Genomic DNA, 23,120 nt, shown 5'->3' on the forward strand with positions numbered 1-23,120 from the left:
ACTCATACATTTTTGGACTATTTAGTTCTTTCTTTGTTACTCTGGAGTACTCAGAATGTATAAAAACTTTTAGGTTATCCGATGAGACTAACCTAACTAAGTGACGTTTACTTAACCGTTCATTACACGTAATTAAACCTATTTGAAAGTATGGGATAAAATTAACAGCACAAAAATTAATCTCAAAGACCATTGTTCATTTGCGTAATTCGGTTGTATGCCGTGCATAACATCATTTCTAAATTCCCATAACTTTTTGTATTTCCAAACTCGAGTTTTGAATTGTTCTTTTGACATAAATTCACAAAAGTTTTTGTCGAAAAGAGCGTGTAGTTCTTTTAAAACCTTTTCCATATTAGCATAACCTTTTCCTTGAATCCGCCCTCCCTTCACAATATTCTTCTCCTCTCCAAACTTGATAAATATGCCATCTATTGATAAAAGTAATAAAGGAATTGAGACATAATAACCTTCTTTCCTGTTGTTGATGTGAGCAATTAATGCTCTGTTGATAACCTTATAGTATGGTTTAATGAACTTATTTGACCTGAACAATCTAAGAAGCTGTTTAACATCTTCTTTATCGGTTACGAAATTGTTGAATCTATTGTGAGTATGGTCATAAAAAGAGGAATAAGTTATTGGGAGTTCTCCGTGTAATATCCATTTGTGGAGAGAGTTTCTTATTTTATTATAACGTCTCTCTTGAAGCTTACCTGCCGTCTCCAATGCCTGATTTAATGCTTTAAATCTTGCACTAATCAACTCAATAACCCCAAAGATAGGTTTTCTTGGCGTCATATAGCCTATGACTTACAAATAGTATAAATACCTATTCTAATTTTTTCTTTATCGAGATTGATTCAGTTATCCCCGATTAAAAATGAAAGCTAGAACAGCAATGATTACTGCTACAATTGCCCAGAAAATGGCTACATCTTTGATGATTTTCTCCCCAGACAATTCTGAATACAGTCTTCCAACTTCTCTAAATCTTAATAATCTATCCTCCATCTCCAAAGCAGTATGGGGATTCTCCAATTCCTTTCTCAATTCCTTTATATTATCCAGCTTCTTTCTATAATCTGAATTCTTTATGAAATAATATCTACAAAATAAAAGAATCTCATGCAAACTTGAAGTCAGATTTTTCTCTTTAAATGAAATATAGGTTTGCCACACCATTATCTCATAACTATGAAGTCTTTTTCTGATTGCAGTTTGGGGCTGAAGAGGCGGCTCCTTATCCGCAAAATAATCTTTGGTTATATTCACATAATCCGAAAAGTGCTTAGTCACCTGAGAATAATAGTCTCTATAGTCCTTCAAAGATAGACGTTGAGCTGCTATCTCTTTGCTTATAGTAACTACATTTTCTCCGAATTGTAATATCTCTGAGGATAGACTCATCTTAAATAATCCTTCAATCTAATAAGGAAGTATACTAAAAGTAAGACACTTGCAATGCCTAATATCAAGGATGCTAAACTGTTAAGATTGTTCACATCAACAAATCCTTTTAATAAGAAGAATGCAAAAGCCCCATACAAAATACTCCCCCCTATGATGAAAAATAGAGTATAGTGAGGTTTCATCTTATAAGTTCCCCAATCAATTTTCCTATTTAAACCTTCCTTATCCCAGAACCAGCACCCCCTCCATTGACCTCTTCAGAAATGGCTTTATATCCAGAAGACTTACCAGCCCTCTTTTCAATAACCTTTAAATATTCCCCCCATCCCCTTCTCGGAAAACAACGGAGGATGAACTATGGCAGCATTCAAGATGACCATTGGCGATCCCAAGACGGGAAAGACGGTTCAGAAGGAAGTTAAGGATCAGGAGGCGGAAAGCTTGATCGGGAAGAAGATAACAGATACGTTCGAAGGAGACGGCGTCGGATTAGCCGGATATTCTTTTGAGATTACCGGAGGCTCGGATGACTCTGGAGTTCCCATGAGGAGAGATGTTCAGGGAACAGCAAGGAAGAAGATACTGGTCGTAAGCGGCGTTGGAGCCAGGAAGAGAGGAAAGGGAATCCGGCAGAGGAAGATGGTTGCAGGCAACACGGTTCATGCAAAGACGGCGCAGATCAACCTGAAGGTCCTTAAGATGGGCAAGGAAGACATTTTCGCTGGAGCCAAGGAGGCAAAGAAGGCAGTGAAGGAAGCCAAGCCCGAGGCAAAGGAAGCAAAACAACCTGCGCCAAAGCCCGAGGCAAAGGAAGATACGCGCCCTGAGCCAAAGCATCAGGCAAAGCTAGCAAAGGAGGAAAAGGCCTCTTAGAATGTCAAAGAAAAAGGAAGGCCAGCCGGAGATTAACATTGGCTTGTTCGGCCATGTTGATCATGGTAAGACAACACTTCTTCAGCGCCTGAGTGGCAAATGGGCTGATACGCATTCTGAAGAGATTAAGAGGGGCATCACGATTCGCCTCGGCTATGCCTATATCGAGATACGGAAATGCCCGAAATGCAGCACCTATACTGTAAAGGAGGAATGCCCTGAATGCAACGAGAAGGCCGAGCCAGTGAGGAAGATAAGCTTTGTTGACGCTCCCGGGCATGAAAGCTTAATGGCAACGATGCTTGCAGGCTCTGCAATCATCGATGCAGCATTGCTCCTTGTGGCAGCCAACGAGGACTGCCCCCAGCCGCAGACGCGGGAGCATTTAATGGCTTTGGAGATCCTCGGCATCAAAGATATCATCATTATCCAGAATAAGATTGACCTGGTGGATGAAAAAACCAGCCTCAAGAACTACAATGAGATCAGGAGCCTGCTCAAGGATACTGCCTACGCTGATGCCCCCATCATCCCTGTGAGCGCGCAGTTTGGGGTGAACATCGACCTGCTGCTTGAGGAGATAGAGGGCAGGTTCAGGACTCCAAAGAGAGAGGCAGGCAAAGATCCCCTCTTCTTGGTCGCACGGAGTTTTGACGTTAACAAGCCAGGCACAGAGATCGCAAAGCTTCAGGGAGGCGTTGTTGGAGGCACGGTGATTCGTGGAAAGCTCAAGATAGGCGATGAGATTGAGATCAGGCCTGGAAGGCTTGTTGAGGAGAAGAACCAGAAGGTGTGGAAGCCAATTCTCTCAAAGATCGTGGAAATTCAGAGCGGAGGAGTTTCCTTAAAAGAGGTTGTGCCCGGAGGATCAGCTGCCCTGCAGACCTCCCTTGACCCGTTTCTGGTGAAGTCTGACTCTCTTGTGGGGGGCATTGTCGGCCATGTGAAGAAACTCCCTCCGGTCTGGGAGGAACTTCATTTGGCTCCGAAGCTGCTCAAACGTGTTGTTGGTGCAAAGGAGGACCTTGCCGTTGAGGAGCTGAAGATGAACGAGGTATTGATGCTCAACGTGAATTCTGCGGCAACTGTCGGAACCATCACAAAGGTAGGAAAGGACATTGTTGAGGCTGTCCTGAAGCTTCCGGTCTGCGCCGAGAAGGGCAGCAGGGTGGCGATCTCAAGAAGGATAGGGAACAGGTTCAGGCTGATTGGATATGGGGTTATACAATAGCTGACTAAGAAATTTAATCTCTCAGCACATACTTGCCATTTTCTTCGAAAACAATCGCTCCTCTAAACGGATCGTTTTCCTGATAGAGATGTAAGTTGTACATGTTATTGAGTATTGCATCTAATTCTTCTGCTGCTCTTTCATTAGTTTTATCAGGAACCGTAACCTGTATTGTATACCTTAGCTCTCTATCTCCGATTTCTTGTTTTGTCCTTAATCTATCTTGAGTGCTCATTGCGCTAGGAAATCGTATCCGGGATTTAGCACTTTCATAAGCTGGCATTAATAGGGGATCTCCTTCTAGTCCGCCTAACCCTTCTGTCAAGGAAAGTTCTAATTCAGACGGAGTTTGAGTAGCCTCCCTGATGAAAGGCAGATACCCTTCAATTTCTCCTTTTGAAGCATTACAATCAAAAAATCCGTACGCTTTTCCGCCTGGTTTAGCCGTAGGGCTCGTATTTACTTTCCTGCCCTCTCTATCAACGAATGACATATCCATTGGGTATACCTTTGTAGCTGCCATACCCTTACTATGGATTGTCTAGTATATAAACCTTTCAATTTGTAACTACTAAAAAGAGACTATAAACTCGGGTTGAGCCTGCTACCGTAGAGTGTTTTAGGGAGCACATCTTTCTTATCAAATCTTGCTTAGGGAGCACAGTTCGCAATCTTCACGAAATGGCCTGGAAGCAGGGATTCGTGCCCTACCAATAATCCGTCGATTGCTGCTTTTTTGAGAAAGGAAGGGGCGTTTCTTGGAGTGACGCTTCCTCCGTAGAGGATTGGTATCTTTTTTGCTGTGGCTGCTGAGCTTGATTTTGCCAGAACAGAGCGGATGAATTCGTTGGTCTTTTCTGCGTTTTCAGGGGTGTCTGGCGTATGTGAGCCTATAGCCCATAACGGCTCATAGGCGATGATGATGTTTTTTAGCTTGTGGGTTCCTTTTAATGCTGTGAGGAGCTGATTCCTCAAGACATGCGAGGCCTGGCCTAATCTTCTCTGCAGGCCTGTCTCACCGATGCAGAGGATAGGAGTGAGGCTGTGCTTCAGGCAGGCCCTAAGCTTTTGATTAATGAGGCGGTTATTCTCATGGAGGATAGAGCGCCTCTCTGAATGGCCGATGAGCACGTACTTTACATTAAGTTCTTTCAGCATCAAGGGAGAGATCTCTCCTGTAAACGCTCCTCTTGTTTCGTAGAAGACATCTTGGGCTCCTAAACGTATGTTGGTTTTTTTGAGAAGAGGGGCGATTGGGCAGATGTCTGTGTACGGAGGGCAGAGGACGATGGTACGCTTTGTTTTTATTCTTGGAAGGATTTGCTTTACGAATGCCAAAGACTGCTTCTGGGTCTTGTGCATCTTCCAGTTGGCGACAATGTACTTCATGCCATACTACTTGGGAACTGGGTTTATAAGGGTTTCGAGGTCCGGCAGGGTTACCTCTTCCGATGAGCGAAGCGATACATCAAGAACAGGTATCAAGTGGGAGTTCGTTTCCAAACCGAAGGCTCTTTTTGTTAATGCAATCGGGGGAGTTCCGTTAGTTAGGTTCTCGTGGACCAAATATCACTCACAAGTAGAAACATTTTTAAATACGCGGATATGTCTAATACAATAAGATGTTAAAACAAAAAATCCTAGTTACAGCTGCGCTTCCGTATATTAATAATGTTCCTCATATGGGGCATATTGTTGGATCTCATCTGCCAGCAGATATATTTTATCGATATTGCAGAGCAAAGGGCTATGATGCTATTTTTGTGGGTGGTTCAGATGAACACGGAACCCCATCTGCTGTGGCAGCAAAAGAACTGGGGTTGCATCCTCAACAATTAGTAGATAAACTTCATAATATTCATAAAAAAGTTTATGAAAGACTAAATATTGATTATACAAATTATTCTAGAACCTCAAATTTATCACATCACAAAACCGTACAGGATTTTTTTAATGTCATTAATGAAAACGGATACGTTAGTAAAGGAAGTATGAGAATGTATTTTTGTGAAAATGATAATATGTTTCTTCCAGATAGGTTTGTTGTTGGAACATGCCCAAAATGTGGTTACGAATCTGCTAATGCCGATCAATGTGAGAGCTGTGCATCAGTTTTGGCTCCAGACGAATTAGTTGATCCACATTGTAAAAGTTGTGAAGCAACACCTATAATGAAGGAATCAGAACATTTGTATATTCGTTTAGATCGGTTGGCAGAAAGTCTAGATAAGTGGATAGAAGGAAATAAAGGGACTTGGAGATCTCAAGTTTATGGAGAAGCCAAAAAATGGATTAGAGAAGGATTGAGAGAACGATCAATAACTAGAGATTTAGAATGGGGTGTGAAAGTTCCATCGGAAGCGTTGGAGAATAAAGTGTTTTATGTTTGGTTTGATGCACCAATAGGTTATATGACTTTCACGAGAGAGATTGGTGAAGACGTTTTCGATGAATATTGGAGAGATCCAGAATCAAAAATATTTCACTTTTTAGGAAAGGACAATATACCATTTCATACTGTTTTTTGGCCTGGTATGCTAATAGCGCATGGTGGATTTAATTTGCCATTAAATGTAGTAGGTTCTAATTATCTAAATTTTGAAGGACAAAAATTTTCTAAAAGCAAGGGGGTCGGCGTATTTTGTTATAATCTGTTGGACTCAGATATAGATATAGATGTTCTCCGTTCTTATTTGACAACGGTAATCCCAGAAACAAAAGAATCTGACTTCAAGTGGGGGGAGTTTAGAACTATCACTAATAATGAACTTATTGGTAAGTTAGGCAATCTCTTTAATAGAACCCTGAATATGATTTGGAAGAATTTCGGAGGACAACTAAATTACAGTACGTTATCAGACCTAAATGGTATTGACAATCATTTGATAGAAGCGATAAAGACAGAACCATTATCTATAGGCGACCTCTTCTTTGGAGTGGAGTTTAGAGAAGCCTATAGAAGGATTATGCAATATGCTTCAGAAGGGAATGTTTATCTCCACAAAACCGCGCCATGGAATTTAATAAAAGAAGGCAGGGAAGAAGAGGCAAAGAAATCTCTTTATCTCGCTCTAAGCTTATGTAGATCTTTAGCTATTGTTTCAAGCCCCATATTGCCTGAAAGTATGCAGAGATTATGGACTGATCAGTTAAATCTTCGCGGTTCTTTGTCAACTCCAGGAATTTGGGATGAAGCTACTCAAATAAGTATTCCATCTGACCACACAATAAACAAACCAGAACCATTATATGCTAGAATAGACGATAAGAGATTGGAAGAACTAGAAAAACATCTATCAAAACCCCACTCACTGGAAGAACTAGTTAAGTAAGCTAGCATCAAAATGAATAAAAATGAAATATACGAGAGAATTAAGCAATACTTCCCGCTTCAATTTACTGAGAACCACATTTCTGAATACTTAGTACGATGTCTTAGGGCCGTTGCTCAAAAGATAGATTCCGATGATTTGGCAAGGTTGAATGGTTCTGCTGGTAAATCTGAATTCAAAGGTTTAGTTGAAAAATATTCATCAGTCCCAAAGGTTGGAGAGCCTGCAGAAGAGGTCTTAGAAAGCATTGTTAATGATTTGTTCTCACGTGTTCCAAGATGGCGGAGTCCGGAACTACAGTATAATGTCGGAACTGCCGTAAATTCGGTTGCTTTAGCGGCTTATGTCTTAGCATTAGAGGAGAATATCTATGCGATAAATGATGGCCTAGCAGGAAACTCTCTTGTAGCAGAAGAAGCTGTTTCTAGCATATTAGCCAGAGATCTTGCGGGTGTTGAAAAAAAAGCAAGAGGCTTCTTTACATTTGGAGGGACTGCTACAAACTTATATGCTAAAAAATTGGGCATAAAGAAAGCCGTCCCAGGATCCTCAAGGAAAGGCAATACTGAAGGAATTAAGGCAATGGTCACAAGAGACTGCCACTTTTCTCATGACGTTTCTATTGATTGGCTAGGCATTGGCAAAGATAACACAATAATAATTGAGCCAGGAAGTGACAGAAGAAGTAATCTGGATGATGCCGAAAGAAAAATAAGAGAGGCGCTTGATTCTGGTGGAATACTAACTTCCATAGCAGTTAATGGGGGTACGACATACAATCACATTGTTGATGGTATAAACGGATTTGTCGAACTTAGGGATAGGATTGTCCAAGAATATTCTTTAAGTTACACTCCTCACGTCCATGTTGACTCTGTAATCGGATGGTCATGGCTATTTTTTAGAGGATATGACTTTGAAAATAATCCGTTAGATATTAATCAAAGAGCTTTAAACATGATTAGAGAACAGTATGGACGAATTTCTCACATTAATATGGCAGATTCATGGGGTGTTGATTTTCATAAAGGCATCGGTGCCTGCCCAGTAGATTGCAGCGTTTTCATGGTTAATGATGAACGGGATTTGAGATATATCTCAAAGAAGGGAGAAATTGACATTCATCATCTAGCTGAAGAATTTAGTTTCACAAGCCCAGTAGATTTTACGTTAGAAACTTCTCGATCAGCAGGTCCTGCTTTATCAGCACTAGCCTCTCTTCGTCTTTTGGGATTAAACGGTTACAGAAGAAATCTTGCTAACTTGATAGAGCAGACCGTAGTCATGAGAGACTCGTTGCGTGAACACAAAGACATGTACATTTGTCACGAAGAAGCCTCCTTAGGTTTTGTGACAATGCTTCGGTTTTATCCTCCCGAACTTATGCGAGACCCGAGATTATGTATTGAACTCTCCGACCCATCTTTGGATACAAAAAACATCAGCGAACAAGTTAACAAATATATGAAGGAATTTTTCACATGGGACGAATCTACGAGAATGAGGGCGGGACGCGGTGTGGAGTATTCTATCAGTTCCGGTTATATTACTTTATCAAATGGTGCAAAAATAACTGGTGTAAAATTGTATCCTGTATCACCTCATTTTAATGAGCAATATGCAAGGAAGGCTGTTGAAACAATTGTATCGCAGAAGAAAATATTTGATCAACAAGTTAAGGGAAAATGAACCAACCCCAAAAAGAAATCAGTAGCTTGCTTGATTATTCTCATGAGGTGACTGGACTTGACCAATTTATTTTATATGGGGGAACTCCGTTAGATTTAATGATTCATGGAAGCTATCATGATATTGATCTTGCAACTCAAGGGAAGAGTGAAGAATGGATTACTGCGTTAAATAAACAATTTTCAGCGAAAGGATTTGATGTAATTCAACCAAGAAGGCCGTATCAAATACGTAATGGCTCCGTAGAGGTTATCTTAGTTTATGCCAAAAATGATGCTAATTTTTTTGATGTTTGTTTTATGGAAGACTTAAGTTTAATTGGACTATTTGATATAGAATCATCTTACTGGAAATATCCGAAAAAAGAGCATGTTGACCAATATAATGCACTTGAAGCATTAGCGTCAAAGTGTATTAGGCCAATAAGATCATTTGAATCAGAAAACCCATTATTGTGGTTCTCACGATTTGTACGTCTTTGTTCAAAATACAATTTTCAAATGACCAATACCTCCCATGCTCCAATAATTGATGCAATAAATTCAAGAGTTGGTTATGATGAACAGACTGTTAGTTCACCCCAATATTCCTCAGCAGTATCATCTGTTTTCAGTGCAATATTGCGAGCAAAAGACCGTCAAAAGTTTTCTAGTGAACTTATTGAAACCGGGTTGATACGTAAGCTTCTACCAGAACTGGATAAATTTTTAAGCAGAACGAATGAAGACGTGCTGATCAGAATTAGAAACAGAGAAGAATTTTGTGGCATTTTAAGAGAAAACCTTTCACCTGAAGAAAGAGTAGATCTCGACAAAAAGTTACAGGAGTTAAGCTACAGAAGTTGGGAAAATGAGTGATAAAATGGAAAAAATTGAGTATTTATTACATTTGCCAAGTGAATATCAACTTATGTTAGCAAGTTTTTTCGTTACTAACCCCGTTGCTTTACAAAGAATGAAAAAACAATGGGTTGAAAGAGATACTGAACACAAAGTAAGAGGAAGAACAGACGCACAGTCTAAAGAATTTAGGAATGATCTTCTTGGTGGGGCTGTTTGTCTTTTTGATCCGAACAGAGTTGATTTGGGTTTTCTGGCAGAAGTTAATGTGCCAACCGCATCTGGTTTATACTATCCTCCTTCAGAGAAGGCTCTATATGTTGGAAGTAATATGTATGTGAAGAAAGTTCAGAGAGGAAAAGTTGTTGACACATTAAACAATAATTTGTTCTGCGATGTACACACAATTGAAGAAGGACCAGATAAGAAATTGCTTATCGCTTCCACGGGTGTTGATGGGATTCTCCTAATAGATCCTAAAAGTCCTCAGCGAGTGATTTGGGACTGGCTGGCTACAAAGCATGGATACAATAGAACGCCAGATGGAAGAAGAAGAAAAATTGATAGGGGGGTAAATTATCAAGAGGTTTATTCAATAACACCAGATCACACCACCCATCTAAATACGGCTATTTTTCACAACGGCAGGATTTATGCTTGCTTATTCCACCAAGGTTCTCTGGTTGAGATTGATCCAGATACAAGGAAGCATGATGTTGTTCTAGAGGGAATGATCTGTCCCCATCATATTAAGCCAAGAGAAGGGGGGTATATTATTTCAAATTCAAGAGCAAATAAGGTGCTGTTGCTTGACGGAGGATTTAATGTCACAAGAACTATAGATGGTGATTTTGATTGGGTTCAGGATGCTACCCCACTAGAAGATAATAAATACTTGATTGGCGATTCTAATAATAATAGGTTTGTAAAAGTTGATGAACATGGTTACAAAATCGATGAGTTAAGGTACGAAGAGAGGAAGATGTTTTGCTTTCTACCAATCAAAAAACAAGACGTTGTGGAGATTTTTGGGGCATCATAAAAATGTCATTAACAATAATCATCTCGGCGCTTAATGAAGAACAAAATATTGAAGCTGTTTTAAGTAAGCTAGAGAATCAAGTTGATGAAAAAGGGAATGTGTTAGACAAAGATAAGTATAATGTACTTGTAGTTGATAATGGAAGCAGTGATGATACGGCAAAATTAGTCAGGAGATTTAGTGAGCAGAGCGAATTGCACATTGGAATGACGTATGAACCAGTTCAAAACATAATCACTGCAAGAAGAGCTGGTGTTCGAGAATTGCAAGCAAATAAATTTTATGCCAACACTAGATTTCTAGCTTTTTGTGACGCTGATGTTTCTGTCCCTGGCGAATGGATTAGTTCAATGATGACAGGATTTAAAGATAGAGGCACTGGAATTTTATCATACAACGGCTCGTTTCCACACAGTTTTTGGGAAAAAGTACCCAGACTTGTTGAAAAATACGTCTTGGAGGTAGGAACTTTATTCTTTCCAATGGAGACCATAACCTATTATGAGGTGCATAAAAGAGATGTTAAGTTTACTAGACAGATATACTCTGATTTTGTAAGACCGCCAAGCGGTGGTTTTTATGCCATTAGATTAGATCATTATAATTCTGTTAATGGTTATGAGAGAGAGTTTACTGATGATGGTAAAGAGGTTGATGGGCCAACATGGAGACTATACATCAAACTGATGGGCGCAGGAGCTAATCTTAAATTTATTCCTGATATTGAAATGATTAATAGTGAAAGAAGGTTATTAGGAGCCCCCGAGAAATTCTTCAGAGTCCAGGAATACGATCAACTAAGTGATCTTAGGCAGGATCTGCGAGAAAGAAGTGACAGCCAGTACAGTTTTGTTGATAATTTAGCGAGTTCTATTGACTTTACCCCTGTACAAAGATATGTGACTCAATATTACTTGTTATTTCCATGCGTTAATAGACCAGAACTTATAGGATTGAATGAAACGTATTTTGGCTCATTAAAAAGAGCTGTAGAAACAGATATTCTTCAGTGGAGATCAAAGAATAACCGTGCAAGAGGACAGGATGTTTTTAGATTTTGTGATGAGTTAACTGACAAATACTCTGATAAATTATGGCATGAAATACCAACTGGGAGGGAAGAAGCTCAGCCACCAAAATCCAGAAAATGAGAATAATAGAAGATGATCAGGTACATTCAAAAGCTTCTGATGGTAATTGGAGACCATCACAAGTAGTTGAAGAAGCAAAACAAAGAGGTCTCCAAGCAATTGCTCTTACTGACCATGACACTACTTTTGGTGTTCCTGAAGCCCAAGAAACTGGAAAAAGGGTTGGAGTAATTGTGCATAGTGGTATCGAAGTTAATTCTTCCTATCAAGACTCAGATGTAACCTTAGATAGTTTAGATATATTAGGCCTAAAAATGAATCTAGATTTAATTCAGCCACTTGAGAGTAAACTGTCTGTCTATAGGCATGATGCACTTGATAGGATCATAGATAAGCTTAATCAGTATATCTCTTCAGAGGAGTTTGAAAGAGATGATAGGGAGAAAAGGTACTCTCTTAAGAGTCCAAGAGTAATAAGCGTCGACGATCTCATTACCTGGAAATGTGAATGGAATGATTATAAATGTGAAGTGCCATACATTTCTGATTGGGAAATTGCATTTTATGCCTTTGGTCGTTTCGCTCCTCACTTGAATTTAGAGAAAAGAACATTGGGTGGGGACAGAAGTGTTATGAAAGAAATAATGAGAGAATATCCATTTTTATTCCAAAGAACAACCAGGAGGCCATCCTGGGAAGAAGCGATGAGAGAAATTAAAAATGCCGAAGGTTTAGCTGTATGGAGTCATCCCGGGCGGGCACTTTATTATCAAGAAAGCGGGCTAATTAAAGAATGGGAACTCGACGAAAATGGATGGTGCTTACCTGAGAGAAAGAAAAGTCCATTTGCCGTAGCACAAAAATTAGCTGAAAAAGGATTGGATGGGATTGAGTTGTATTATTATGCTGGAAATGATACTCTTCATGGTCATATACAAGAACAGATCAACAAGTATTTTAAATTAATGGCAGAAACATTTGGACTTATGGTCACTTATGGATCTGACTGCCATGGACCGCGATTAAGAGAACCGTATATGGGGGTATTTGGTTCTTCTACGCTGATATTGTAATCAAGATGGAAATCATAAACAAAACCATGGACCGGGGAGATTTGTTTACTGATGAATCTATGCCCGCAATAAACCGGATTGATGACTTGATTCGTGACATTTACTCTAGGGGATTGAATATCACAAACTGGTATGGTTTTATGACAGACGACAGAGAAGCTGAAAGTCTGCAGGGTGTTGGGATAGACAATAGAGGTTCAGATTATGAGCCGCTCACAGGAGTTGTTGATGATGGAAGATTTCCATGGTACTTATATTGGGAAACATGTACCGTCCTGGCAAACGGCCCTAAACTAAAAAAAGACCATGTTGTTTTAGATGCAGGAGGAACTTCTTCTTTATTTAGTTGTTATCTTGCTTCTCGAGGAGCCGAGATGCATTCGATAGATTTTAATGAGGAAATTGTTGCGAACGGCAATAAGTTAAGCCAAGAGATGGGTTGGAATATGTCCTCATACCATATGGATATGAGGACACTGGATTTCCCTGACGAATTTTTTAATCACGCTTATTCGATTTGTGTGTTTGAACATTTAGAGTCTAGAGTAAAGCAACTTGCATTAGAGGAGATTGCAAGATGCTTGAAACCAAAGGGGATGTTATCAATAACTTTTGATTACAAAAATCCTGCTCCTGATGTCTATCCAATTGGGCCGGATACAAGTTCTGAGAATAGACCCTCAACAACAGAAGATATTGGGAGGGCATTTCTTTCAACAGGGCGTTTTGAGTTAGTAGGAAACAAAGAATTTTTTGATAACGGGAAAACATATTTAATGAACCCTAAATTTGGCAACCGTCCCTATACTTTTGGAGCGATATTTTTACAGAAAAAATAGTAAACTTATTAAATAAGATTAAACATAATTGTAAAAATGGATATCGGATTTGCAATACTTTTAGAGGATGAATGTTACAACTACTCTCGTAAATTAGAATTAAAACTATGTGAAAAATTCGGTTTATGCTGGGGCTTGAAGCAAAGTCCACACATAACCATTAAGGCACCATTTGAAACAGACAAATTAGGCCCATTTGTAAAATATCTGAAGAGCTTGGCAAAAGAGATATCTCCATTTGAAATCGAATTAGAAGGGTTTAATTACTTCGGGAATAAAGTTATTTTTCTTGATGTAAAGAGAAACAAGCAGCTTAAAGAGTTGCATTTTAGAATCTTAAGAGATTTACAAAGTAAGTTTAGTATCAATCCGCACGAATTGGAAGGTAAACATGTAAAATTTCATTCTAGTATTGCTACTGGCGACGTGACTGAGGAAAAGTTTAGGAAAGCAAAGCAATATCTGAAGAAATATCATCCAAACTTTAAGTTTACAGCAAAGACTATGGGGATTTTTTATTATCTTGGTGAAGATGCTGGATGGATTATAGTAAGAAGGACAAAGTTTAATAGAGATAGAAAATAGTTTTTAGTGGCTGTAATATTCCTTCAGCGTCGCTTTTCTTCCTGAAGGAGTATATGCGAAAGCGCCGAACTCTTTCATGTTTTTTGCTTCCTTGAAGCTGAACACAGGCCCGTCCTTGCATACTAACCTGTCATCTACCATGCACTGGGCGCAGATTCCGTAACCGCAGGCCATGAAGCGCTCTAAGGAGAGTTCTCCCTGAATGCTGTGTTTTAACCCTAGTTCCATCACTTTTTTCATCATGACCTCAGGTCCGCAGGCGTAGATGAAGTCTATTTTTTTGTTTTTTAATTCGTTTTCCAATACCGCTGTTGTAAAGCCTTTAAATCCAAAGCTGCCGTCATCAGTGCAGAATCTTGCGTTTTTAAAGCGGTCTTTGTATAATAATAATTCCCTGGTTCTTGCTCCATTGATGATGATTGGATTGTTTAATTCTTCTATCAAGGTTGCCACTGAGGCCATGCCCAGGCCGCCTGCTACGACTATTGATTTTCCCTTCTTTATCGAGAACGGTTTTCCATAGGGGCCTCTGATGCCGAGCTTGTCTCCTGGCTTTAGGGTTATTAGTTTCTTTGTGCATTCTCCCTTTGCTTCTACGGTTATTCCTATCTGGTCTTTGGAGTGGTAGGATAACGCGAACGGCTTCTCATCAATGCCAGGAAGCCAGAGCATTATAAATTGGCCTGGCTGGTAATCAATCTTATGGTTCAGGAAGAGGGTTGAGACGGTTTTGGATTCCTTCTTTACTTTCGTGATTTTTAGGACTTTTGGGATTTCCATTTCAGGCTTCTCCTTTTCTGCGATTCAGGCTGTTGCAGATAATTCTCATCCGTAATAACCTTATCTCCGGATTCAAGCTCAAGATTCTTTCGTGCATCTCCAGCTATCTTACCTCCTTTCCTGGCAGCACTTTTATTCTCAGAGAATCCTAATGCATTTCTGCTTCGTGCGATCTTTGTTGTTGATGCTTCTCCCAACATTGTGAAGATAATCTCGAGATCAGTCATATGGTCCCTTAGATTCTCTTTTTTAAGAGATTTAAGCTTTTTGTATTCATCAACCGTCTTGCCAAACGTTGCCTTGCTGATTTCGTTTGTAAGAATTGCATATTCTTTGTCTTCTTTTACTCCTCGTTTAGACCATTCGTCAGTTAATTCCTGCCTTACTGCAATGCCCCTGACCCTCTTTTCTATCCAGTCATCAGAATAGCCTTTTTGCTTGTACAACTCCTTCATACGCTTTTGTGTAAGTTCTGGATCTTGTATTTCCTCCACACGCTCATAACCGACTTGCGCAAGCCATTGCTTAAAGGGCTCGGCCTTTGGGGATGGGATGGACTGGATTATACGGAACATGTTCTTTGTATTTGCGCAGTCTGTAGCGTAGGATTTACCATCAGCTGAGGGTAATTTCAGTTGTAAACAATATGTTAACAACTGACTTTCTCTTCCTTTCAAAACCCCCCAGTATTGCCTGGGGCTTGGGCTGTCAGTGAGTGCCTGAACTACATCCACCACAGAGAAATACCACTGATTTTCATGCCAGATTCTTCTTATCCGCTTGTCTTGGAAGACGACTAAGGCTTTGTCCATTCTTGCCTGAACCCTCTCTTTATAGCAAATCGCACAAATTTTGGAACATTTATCCTGCGATTTGCTAGTTACTAAATCTCACAATATGTTCATAAATTAATGAGATTTACTATTAGATGGGTATTCCTGGTTTTATAATGGTTGCGGTGGTGTTGGGATGGCTTATTTCTTTAAAAATTTCCTGGCCATCTCGTGAAATTCCCTGCATATCCCAAGGTCAAACTCTGCAGTCTCTCTAGAATAGGAATAATGGTAATCAGCATCTTCTCTTGCACTCATCGCAGCCTTAAAATCGTTGATATGCCTGCTCTCAATCTTTCCATTTTTGTTTAAGTGCTCCAATACAGCAATGACTGCAATGTGTTTTTTCTCAATATAGCCCTGATCGTAAAGGACGGCTTTGGCGGCATGAAACATGGAATAATAGCATTTCACAATACTCCATTTGTAATCCTCATCACTGAGCGCTTTTTCAGCTTTCCCAAGGTCATAGGCTGACTCATTTAATTCCTTTTCGCTGAGCTCCTTATCTGGGCTCGTTTTTATCAGGAATCTCTTTTCAATGCATTGCTTCAGGCTTATCATACAAGCCTCACCTTGTCCTTCTCAACCCTCTCATAGAATGCCTTGTCCTGCTTGGCCATCTTTGACCATTCCAGGTCTGTGAATATGTTAAAACTTATCTTTCTTCCCATCTTTCTCTCCAGGGATTCCATATCGCGTATGATCTCTGTTCTTCTGGCCTTTCCTATGATCAAGAGATCCATATCACTGTCTGTACTGTAGTCTCCTCTTGCGCAGCTTCCATACAGGTATACCTCTGAATTCTCTGGCTTCTTTATATCGCTTAATCCCATCAGGATATTTATCTTCTTGAGTTCGGTAATCACCCCGTTATCATTGTTGATGTTCACCATGCGGCTAGAGCCTATTGTCTTTCTTGTTATGAATCCGTTTTTTTCAAGATAGTACAGCCATTTTATGACTGTGGCTTTTGATATCTTTGTTTTTTGTACCAGCTCTCTCTGGAGGACGTCTTCATGGTCTACAAGGTATTTTAGAATGAGGAGTATCTTCTTGTTGCCGAATAGGTCTTCCAGCTGCATGATGAGATTAGGACTGGTTTAAGTATTTAAACCTTTTGGTATAAATGGATAGACCTAATGGTTTAATTGGTTTGACTCATAGTTTGTGAGTTCTTCAGATTTTCTTAGCCTGCTTGGGAGGCATCTTTTGGATGACTGCAAAAATGCTAAAATGTGGTCACCCAAGAGCAAAAGAATTCTTTACAACCTCTCCTGCCCTAACCTCTTATTAATAATCGCATGATATCTCTTCTCCTTGTCTATACCGATGGAATTCCTGTTAAGCATTGGTATGCGCAGCATATCCATTAAGCTAAAAAGACCCTAACACAAAATCATCTCAACGCTATATACTTCCCCCTTTCTCTAAAACTTACTATTCCTTTATCTCTCAGAAACTGCAATTGCTGCCTTATTTTTGCTTTGACATGCTGATTTTCGGGGTGATCTTTTGCAAGCTCTTCTTCATATTCATAGACCTCTTTAAGCGAAAACTCCTTTTTCTCCAGTGCATGGATTACCCGCAGGACATCAAGAGTCCAGCCCCTTTCAGGCAGAGTAGTGTCTTTGATGAAGCTGACCTTCTTCCACTGATTATGCACAGTCGTCTTATCGTATATTTCTTTCTCATGGATTATCTTTATTATTCCTTCTGGCGGAATTTTATTTAGCAGTACATTACAGCCAATCCATCCAGCTCTTCTGGCCCTCTGCGAGAGTGGCTTCCTTTTCTCAATAATGGTCTCGGTGAAAAAGAAGTAAGGCAATAAGAATAGGTTTTCAATGTAATAATCAGTATTATACTTCAGAAGGAAGAAATTTGGCCTGATATCGTGCTTGATAGAGTCTATCATTAAAGTATAAGCACCATCAAGAATCCTTTTTCCAAACTTACTCTTTTGACTCTTCAACTGGAATTGCTGGTTGCATTGAGGGCAGAAGAAATCTGCCACAGGCTGGTTATTTGGAAATTTATTTATCTCTAAATGAGAACATGCTGGGCAGAACATATTATTGCCCATCCAATTCTCAGTGAGAACCCGTATTCTTTGGGAATTGCTTTTGTATCTGTCAAATACTTCCTCTTGGTAAATACTGAGTTCCATTCTCATTCCATTATGTTGATGGTTAATAAATCTTATCCAAGATCGCTCCCCAGCCTATGATCATTCTTAAATAGATCCTCTGGATCAGCTTGTTTAATGAAATGCCCGTACTGCAATTCAAAAACCAAAGTAGAGATTCTTACAACAGAAAGAGGCCAGGTTAGGTGGCTGAATCCAAAGATAGGAGATAATGGCGCAATAATCGAGTTAGGAAATAAATGGGAATATGAAGGCGGAGAGACTCTAGAGGATACAAGATATGAAATAAGGTGCGTTAAATGCGGCAAAACAATAAAACATACTGATACCTTGGCGTAGTGTTAGGATCCGAAAAAAGGTGATCAACATGAAAATCACCCAAACCATCCTTGAAAAAACGTTCATCATCGAGCATAGAGGAAAAGAGTACTATGTCAATTTCGCGACTCTGATGGATATGTTATGGAACTAAGAGAGGGCGAGAATTGGCAAATAAATGATGAAGATGGCAACGAGCTTGATGTGTATGTCTTCCAACCTACTCCAGGAGAATTGAAGCAGAAATATAAAGAAGTAAGATTATTCAACAAGCTTGTCCGCTTCTGCATCAGGCATTTCAATGATTATCGGCCGGAATTATAGGCTTCTTATATACCCAAGCACGGGAGGAATCCTTTGGGTGACTACAAAAACAACCAAATGTAGTCACCTAAAATAGCAACATTTAAATATGTAGTCACCTCTATTAGAGGTATGCATATTGAAAAGCGAAAGGTTGGAAAGAAGATTAAGTATTTTCTTTCACATTCCTACAGAGAAGGCAAAAAAGTCCACAAATTCAGGAAATACATCGGGCAGAACTTAAAAATACAATTATTGGAAGAAAGAAGAACAATCGCTGAAAAGCTTATTTTGGAGGAGATACACCGCTACAAAATCATAAAAGACCCGCTCCGGGTGCAGCTTTCAGACGAAGAAATCACTGCAATAAGAAAACTTGAATTCAAGATACCGATAAAGCTAAGGCATTTGTCTGAAGGCCAATGGAAAGAATTCTCAGAGATATTCACCTATAACACCAATGCCATAGAAGGAAGCAAATTAAACCAAAGAGAGGTGCAGGATCTCCTGGAAAAGGATAAATGGCCCGACAAGTCAAAAGGGGATATTGCAGAAGCCTACGGAGTGGATGAGGCATTACGGTTTATCAGAGGGACCAAGGAGCATCTATCCATAGAACTTAGCAAAAAAATACACAAGATTGTCTTCAAGAATTCAAAGCCATTTGCCGGGAAATTAAGGAAAAAAGGCGAAGAAGTTGTTGTTATGGACAGCAGCGGGAATGTTGTCCATGAAGGAGCCCCCCAACCCCGGATCAGCCATTTATTGAATGAGCTGGTTTCATGGTATGACAAGAACAAGACAGCATATCCTGCCTTGGTTCTTGGCGCAGTGATCCATAACCAATTCGAGAATATTCATCCGTTCAGGGATGGAAACGGCAGGGTTGGCAGAATCTTGCTGAATAATATCCTGATTAAGCACAGCCTGCCTCCAATTAATATAGACTTAAAAAATAGGATGGAATACTACTCATCATTGCAGTCATATGAAAAGAATCACGATCTAAGGCCTACTATAGATCTTTATTTGAAGGAGTATGCAAACTTAAGAAAAAAGCTGGGTGGCCACAAAACAAGGAAAATGTAGACACCTAAGCTTGTCCGCTTCTGCATCAGGCATTTTAATGATTATAAGCTGGAATTATAAGAAGGTATTCTGAAATCTTGAGGCAACCGGGTTAAGTCAACACGCGTGTGTTGACTTAACCGATGATTGCAAAGGCTTTTAAATGTAAATGGGATTAGATACTGTATGGTGGGCACTCGTATCAAGGACAAGAGGGGCAGATTTATAGGTATTTTCGGAAATGTGCCTGAAACATTGAGGGATGATATTATAGTTACTTTGGACAAGAAGCCTTACACTTGGAACACTGCCTTTTTGGAGATCAAGGACAACACCAGTCTGGGAAAGAAACTATTAAAAAGACTGGAGGAATTGGATATCCTATGAGCGCTAAAATATCTGAAAGCATGAAAGAACTGGTTATAACCAAGATAGAGTCACATATGCCCTCTCACCTCAAGCTTTCTATAGGCTCTTACGGGAATCTCAGCAAAGAGGAGATGATAGAGCATGTCAAGAAAGGGGATGAGATAGGCCAGCAGATTGTCAGGGTACATATGTCCTTCTTGAAGGCTGTTGCAAGCGGGGAATTTGCCAGAAAGATGGTTTCTGTGGAAAATGGATAAAGGAATGATTATAACCCTGCCTCGTAACGATTACGTAACTGAATACATTTCACAATATTCAATAGAAATCATAAATCAAGCTCGGATTAAGGGGGTGCCTGTCAAGGAATTAAAAGACAAGAATGCAAATAGGGAGGAATTTGAATCTGTTCTCAGGAAGCTTAACTATTCCCTGATAGTCTTTAATGGGCATGGGTCTGAAGTATCTATAGAGGGACAGAATGGGGTTCTTGCGGACAAAGCGAACTCATCCTTACTTAAAGAAAGAATTACCTATGCACGATCCTGTAGTGCTGGGAGTATCTTGGGAAGGATCTGTATGAAAGATTCCAAGAAGGGATGTTTTATCGGATATACGCTTCCGTTCATGTTCTATGTGGATTCGAATTGGATTTCAACTCCCCGGAAGGATAGCGTTGCTCCTTTATTTCTAGAGCCGTCAAATTTGGTTGCTATCTCTCTGTTAAAAGGGAATTCAGCTCTTCACGCGCATGAAAACAGTAAGAAACAGATGTTAAAGAATATTAATAAAGTTTTAAGGAGGGGAGGTAATGAATCCTTTTTGTTTGCACAAGCTTTATGGAATAATTACCTAGGCCAAGTGCTCATAGGTAATCCATCTGCAGTAATGTGATTTTTACTGTGATTGCTTATGCCCTTCTCCAATCAATTGTTTTATGCCTGAATAGCCTCTTTCTTTCATCCATGCTTCCATCTCAGAGCAGACTTTCTTAAAAACATCCATCCCTCTATAATGCACTGCAGTGCCAATCCCCAAAGCAGTAGCTCCTGCCATGAGCATCTCAATAGCATCTTTGCCGTAGGTTATCCCTCCGGTTCCGATAACAGGAATATCAACTGTTTCATAGACTTGGTAAACGCACCTTACTGCAATCGGCTTTATTGCAGGGCCGCTTAATCCTCCTGTCTTGAAGGAAAGGACCGGCTTCTTAGCATCAATATCTATAAGCATGCCGGGCCCTGCTGAGTTAATAGCAGTAATAGCGTCAGCTCCTGCCTCTTCCGCTGCCTTGGCAACAGATGCAATATTCTCTGTAGGAGAAAGCTTGGCTGACACCGGAATCTTTCCAACTGCGTTTTTCACAGTTTCAACCACTTTTCCCGTCATAGAAGGATCAGTGCAGAACAGGACATCATTCTTTGAAGTGTTCGGGCAGGACATGTTGACTTCGATCATCTCTGGCTTTTTTTCAGCAATAAAGGAAGAAATTTCTGAGAACTTTTCAATAGTTGGTGCATATATTGATGCGATCAATGGGAAATCCCTTTTCCTGAGCTCCTGCCATTCCTCCTCCATGTTCTTATATCCTGGCCCAGGCAATCCTACGCAATTGATCATCCCATGCTCCCAGACCAATATCTTGGGATTCTGGTGGCCTTTTCTCTCAACCATGCCGATGGACTTCATGGTTACAGCTCCTGCCCCTCCTTCCTTCACCACTCTTTTGAGGATAGGAGCGCCCATTCCGAGAATTCCAGAAGCTAATATTGTCGGGTTAGAAAGGGTTATGTTGCAGAGCTTGGTTTGGAGCATAGAAACAGGAAATGCTGGCTTGATTAATAAAGGTTTGGTGGGCTCACTTCATAAGCTCTCTTGGAACTTCAAACTCCTGTTCAGAATACACGATATCCTCGGTCTGGGAGATGCATCTTTTGCAGATATCCATCATCATCGAATACTTCTCTATGATCTCCTGGCTTTGCACCGAAGAACCATATCGCGCATCCTCCCTTTCATCTACGATGCTTCGTTGTTCCTTTTCGCTATGCACAGTAATCCGGTCAATGAAGTCTCCATCATAGTCTATGAGGCCTTTCTCCTTAATGTATTTCAGGAACAATGCAGTGCATCTCTGGCTCCTGCTCTCTACTCCGAATTTCGCAAGGATCGCCAAAGCGCAATAGTACAAAGTGTAAAACCATTCTTCAGGAATCTTGTAATCCAGTCGTCTGGCCTTGAATAAATCGCACGTGGCAAGATTTGTTTTTGCCTTGCTGATGTATTCTTCCGCTTTCTTATCATTTCTCCTGACGATCAGCAGCCCTTTGTGCTTCTTTCCTTTCTCTTCAGCCTTTTTGGCATTTACAAAGCAGTCTCTTGTCTTATCCATGTATCTTCCTCATAATCCTGATAAAACTCTCCTGTCCAAACAGGACAACTCCTTTTTTCACTGCGGCAATAAAGGCTTCATTGGGCTTCTGAAGCTCTTTCCTGAATTCTTTCTCGGTGAAGTGTACTGCATGGATCTTCCTGTCTGCTGTCCTCTGGATCGTATCCAATGCCTTCTGTATCGGGGTGAATTTGTCTTTTCTTGCAACTCCAATGATATCTATATCATGTGCCTGCTTAGGAGAATGGAGAATGCTTCCGTAAAGGATGAGAAAATCAGTCTTGGATCCAAGTTCTGCAAAATCTGCCTGCCATCTCCTCTGTTCCATGGCTTCCTCCGCCAGATACAAGGCAAGAGCTTTTTCCATTAATGTGCTCTCCCAATTGAGGCTTATCGTATAGGTGCTTGTCTTTCCGCTTCCGATGGGGTTGAGATTGATGTATCTTTTCCTCTCAAGCTTCTTGAGAACCTTCCACATGCCAACACGGCTCATCTTCAATTCTCTGGCAAGAGACGTGATGGTGTGATGCATTGAGGGGTCTTTAAGTAAAGCTCTTAGCACGGATTTGGAGATGTTTTTCTCTATTTCCATTTTGTTAATAACTATTAACTAGATGTTGACAGGTATATATAAACGTTTCTATTCTCAGGTGGCATTGAAAAGTTGCTCGCTTCGCTCGGCAGCGCCAGGTTCGCCATGCGCAAGTCAGGAAGAATAGCGACATTCCCCGAAGGGGGCAACCCCATTGTCGCTCTGCTGTCTTATTTTAAGATGGCTCACAAGAGGGCGCTGCATGACTTTTCAATGCCACCTATTCTCAATACCCTACTGGAAGATGGAATGTCATAATAACCACAGTACCCTCAACGCGTTCAAGATGGTTGGGAAATCTCAATTTGACGG

29 protein-coding genes are annotated in these 23,120 nt (G+C 40.2%); 16 read left to right on the top strand and 13 right to left on the bottom strand.

The features are described from left to right. Positions 1–138: 138 nt before the first annotated feature. From VJB08_05980 to VJB08_05990, 3 genes are all read right to left on the bottom strand, one after another. Entirely contained in the window at positions 139–801 is a 663-nt protein-coding gene (locus tag VJB08_05980) for a hypothetical protein (protein ID HLD43500.1), read from the bottom strand. 66 nt (positions 802–867) lie between these two features. Further along, a complete protein-coding gene (locus tag VJB08_05985; protein HLD43501.1) occupies positions 868–1,410 on the bottom strand; it encodes a hypothetical protein in 543 nt (180 codons plus the stop codon). Beyond that, positions 1,407–1,595 (bottom strand): hypothetical protein, encoded by a 189-nt coding sequence (locus VJB08_05990; GenBank protein ID HLD43502.1) that lies wholly within the window; start codon positions 1,593–1,595, stop codon positions 1,407–1,409. Before VJB08_05990 ends, VJB08_05985 begins: the two co-directional genes overlap by 4 nt. Before the next feature lie 175 nt (positions 1,596–1,770). On the opposite strand from VJB08_05990, the gene VJB08_05995 reads away from it, so the two are divergent. Together VJB08_05995 and VJB08_06000 are read left to right on the top strand one after the other, a co-directional pair. Further along, positions 1,771–2,286: a 30S ribosomal protein S6e gene (locus VJB08_05995; protein ID HLD43503.1), complete on the top strand. Its 516-nt coding sequence runs from the start codon at positions 1,771–1,773 to the stop codon at positions 2,284–2,286. Position 2,287: 1 nt separating this feature from the next. Beyond that, a complete protein-coding gene (locus VJB08_06000) occupies positions 2,288–3,517 on the top strand; it encodes a translation initiation factor IF-2 subunit gamma (protein ID HLD43504.1) in 1,230 nt (409 codons plus the stop codon). Positions 3,518–3,530: 13 nt separating this feature from the next. Here the strand turns inward: VJB08_06000 and VJB08_06005 are convergent, their stop codons facing one another. Continuing rightward, positions 3,531–4,040, bottom strand: a complete 510-nt coding sequence (locus VJB08_06005) for a hypothetical protein (GenBank protein HLD43505.1) — start codon at positions 4,038–4,040, stop codon at positions 3,531–3,533. Positions 4,041–4,168: 128 nt separating this feature from the next. Then, positions 4,169–4,906: a triose-phosphate isomerase gene (gene tpiA, locus VJB08_06010; protein ID HLD43506.1), complete on the bottom strand. Its 738-nt coding sequence runs from the start codon at positions 4,904–4,906 to the stop codon at positions 4,169–4,171. Positions 4,907–5,139: 233 nt separating this feature from the next. On the opposite strand from tpiA, the gene metG reads away from it, so the two are divergent. From metG to VJB08_06050, 8 genes are read left to right on the top strand one after another with little or no spacing between them, the layout of a single operon-like run. Continuing rightward, the gene (gene metG, locus VJB08_06015; protein HLD43507.1) at positions 5,140–6,849 is read left to right on the top strand and encodes a methionine--tRNA ligase; all 1,710 of its coding nucleotides are present in this window, start codon (positions 5,140–5,142) and stop codon (positions 6,847–6,849) included. Between the two features lie 12 nt (positions 6,850–6,861). Beyond that, positions 6,862–8,538 (top strand): pyridoxal-dependent decarboxylase, encoded by a 1,677-nt coding sequence (locus VJB08_06020; protein ID HLD43508.1) that lies wholly within the window; start codon positions 6,862–6,864, stop codon positions 8,536–8,538. Further along, positions 8,535–9,395 (top strand): hypothetical protein, encoded by an 861-nt coding sequence (locus VJB08_06025; GenBank protein HLD43509.1) that lies wholly within the window; start codon positions 8,535–8,537, stop codon positions 9,393–9,395. Before VJB08_06020 ends, VJB08_06025 begins: the two co-directional genes overlap by 4 nt. Beyond that, a complete protein-coding gene (locus VJB08_06030) occupies positions 9,388–10,419 on the top strand; it encodes a hypothetical protein (GenBank protein HLD43510.1) in 1,032 nt (343 codons plus the stop codon). The genes VJB08_06025 and VJB08_06030 overlap by 8 nt, the downstream gene beginning before the upstream one ends. Positions 10,420–10,421: 2 nt before the next feature. Beyond that, positions 10,422–11,570 (top strand): glycosyltransferase family A protein, encoded by a 1,149-nt coding sequence (locus VJB08_06035; GenBank protein HLD43511.1) that lies wholly within the window; start codon positions 10,422–10,424, stop codon positions 11,568–11,570. Then, the gene (locus VJB08_06040) at positions 11,567–12,583 is read left to right on the top strand and encodes a PHP domain-containing protein (protein ID HLD43512.1); all 1,017 of its coding nucleotides are present in this window, start codon (positions 11,567–11,569) and stop codon (positions 12,581–12,583) included. The genes VJB08_06035 and VJB08_06040 overlap by 4 nt, the downstream gene beginning before the upstream one ends. Positions 12,584–12,588: 5 nt before the next feature. Continuing rightward, positions 12,589–13,422, top strand: a complete 834-nt coding sequence (locus tag VJB08_06045) for a class I SAM-dependent methyltransferase (GenBank protein ID HLD43513.1) — start codon at positions 12,589–12,591, stop codon at positions 13,420–13,422. Between the two features lie 36 nt (positions 13,423–13,458). Then, on the top strand, positions 13,459–14,007 hold the full coding sequence (locus tag VJB08_06050; GenBank protein ID HLD43514.1) for a 2'-5' RNA ligase family protein: 549 nt from the start codon (positions 13,459–13,461) through the stop codon (positions 14,005–14,007). A 3-nt stretch (positions 14,008–14,010) separates the two neighbouring features. Here VJB08_06050 and VJB08_06055 read toward each other — a convergent pair whose 3' ends face one another. The 5 genes from VJB08_06055 to VJB08_06075 form a co-directional block, all read right to left on the bottom strand. After that, positions 14,011–14,787 (bottom strand): dihydroorotate dehydrogenase electron transfer subunit, encoded by a 777-nt coding sequence (locus VJB08_06055; GenBank protein ID HLD43515.1) that lies wholly within the window; start codon positions 14,785–14,787, stop codon positions 14,011–14,013. Further along, positions 14,766–15,599: a Bro-N domain-containing protein gene (locus VJB08_06060; protein ID HLD43516.1), complete on the bottom strand. Its 834-nt coding sequence runs from the start codon at positions 15,597–15,599 to the stop codon at positions 14,766–14,768. Before VJB08_06060 ends, VJB08_06055 begins: the two co-directional genes overlap by 22 nt. Positions 15,600–15,761: 162 nt before the next feature. Further along, positions 15,762–16,184 (bottom strand): HEPN domain-containing protein, encoded by a 423-nt coding sequence (locus VJB08_06065; protein ID HLD43517.1) that lies wholly within the window; start codon positions 16,182–16,184, stop codon positions 15,762–15,764. Continuing rightward, a complete protein-coding gene (locus VJB08_06070) occupies positions 16,181–16,705 on the bottom strand; it encodes a nucleotidyltransferase domain-containing protein (protein ID HLD43518.1) in 525 nt (174 codons plus the stop codon). Before VJB08_06070 ends, VJB08_06065 begins: the two co-directional genes overlap by 4 nt. A 314-nt stretch (positions 16,706–17,019) precedes the next feature. Beyond that, positions 17,020–17,790 (bottom strand): DpnI domain-containing protein, encoded by a 771-nt coding sequence (locus tag VJB08_06075; protein HLD43519.1) that lies wholly within the window; start codon positions 17,788–17,790, stop codon positions 17,020–17,022. 96 nt (positions 17,791–17,886) lie between these two features. Here VJB08_06075 and VJB08_06080 point away from each other — a divergent pair, with 96 nt between their 5' ends. From VJB08_06080 to VJB08_06105, 6 genes are all read left to right on the top strand, one after another. Continuing rightward, positions 17,887–18,108 carry a hypothetical protein gene (locus VJB08_06080; GenBank protein ID HLD43520.1) on the top strand — a complete coding sequence of 74 codons (222 nt, stop codon included), beginning with the start codon at positions 17,887–17,889 and terminating at the stop codon, positions 18,106–18,108. A gap of 123 nt (positions 18,109–18,231) precedes the next feature. After that, complete coding sequence (locus VJB08_06085) at positions 18,232–18,411, top strand: hypothetical protein (protein HLD43521.1); 180 nt, start codon at positions 18,232–18,234, stop codon at positions 18,409–18,411. Positions 18,412–18,522: 111 nt separating this feature from the next. Next, complete coding sequence (locus VJB08_06090; GenBank protein HLD43522.1) at positions 18,523–19,479, top strand: Fic family protein; 957 nt, start codon at positions 18,523–18,525, stop codon at positions 19,477–19,479. Between the two features lie 165 nt (positions 19,480–19,644). After that, a complete protein-coding gene (locus VJB08_06095; GenBank protein HLD43523.1) occupies positions 19,645–19,845 on the top strand; it encodes a hypothetical protein in 201 nt (66 codons plus the stop codon). Next, complete coding sequence (locus VJB08_06100) at positions 19,842–20,084, top strand: hypothetical protein (GenBank protein ID HLD43524.1); 243 nt, start codon at positions 19,842–19,844, stop codon at positions 20,082–20,084. The genes VJB08_06095 and VJB08_06100 overlap by 4 nt, the downstream gene beginning before the upstream one ends. Continuing rightward, on the top strand, positions 20,077–20,718 hold the full coding sequence (locus tag VJB08_06105) for a hypothetical protein (protein HLD43525.1): 642 nt from the start codon (positions 20,077–20,079) through the stop codon (positions 20,716–20,718). The genes VJB08_06100 and VJB08_06105 overlap by 8 nt, the downstream gene beginning before the upstream one ends. Positions 20,719–20,721: 3 nt before the next feature. On the opposite strand, the gene VJB08_06110 is transcribed toward VJB08_06105, so the two are convergent. Genes VJB08_06110 through VJB08_06120 form a run of 3 tightly spaced genes read right to left on the bottom strand, consistent with a single transcriptional unit; the run spans position 20,722 to position 22,808 of the window. Next, a complete protein-coding gene (locus tag VJB08_06110) occupies positions 20,722–21,639 on the bottom strand; it encodes a dihydroorotate dehydrogenase (GenBank protein ID HLD43526.1) in 918 nt (305 codons plus the stop codon). 43 nt (positions 21,640–21,682) lie between these two features. Then, complete coding sequence (locus tag VJB08_06115) at positions 21,683–22,216, bottom strand: hypothetical protein (protein ID HLD43527.1); 534 nt, start codon at positions 22,214–22,216, stop codon at positions 21,683–21,685. Beyond that, positions 22,209–22,808 carry a hypothetical protein gene (locus VJB08_06120; protein ID HLD43528.1) on the bottom strand — a complete coding sequence of 200 codons (600 nt, stop codon included), beginning with the start codon at positions 22,806–22,808 and terminating at the stop codon, positions 22,209–22,211. The genes VJB08_06115 and VJB08_06120 overlap by 8 nt, the downstream gene beginning before the upstream one ends. Between the last annotated feature and the right edge of the window lie 312 nt (positions 22,809–23,120).

Source organism: Candidatus Nanoarchaeia archaeon (assembly GCA_035290625.1).
Classification (GTDB): domain Archaea; phylum Nanobdellota; class Nanobdellia; order Woesearchaeales; family DATDTY01; genus DATDTY01.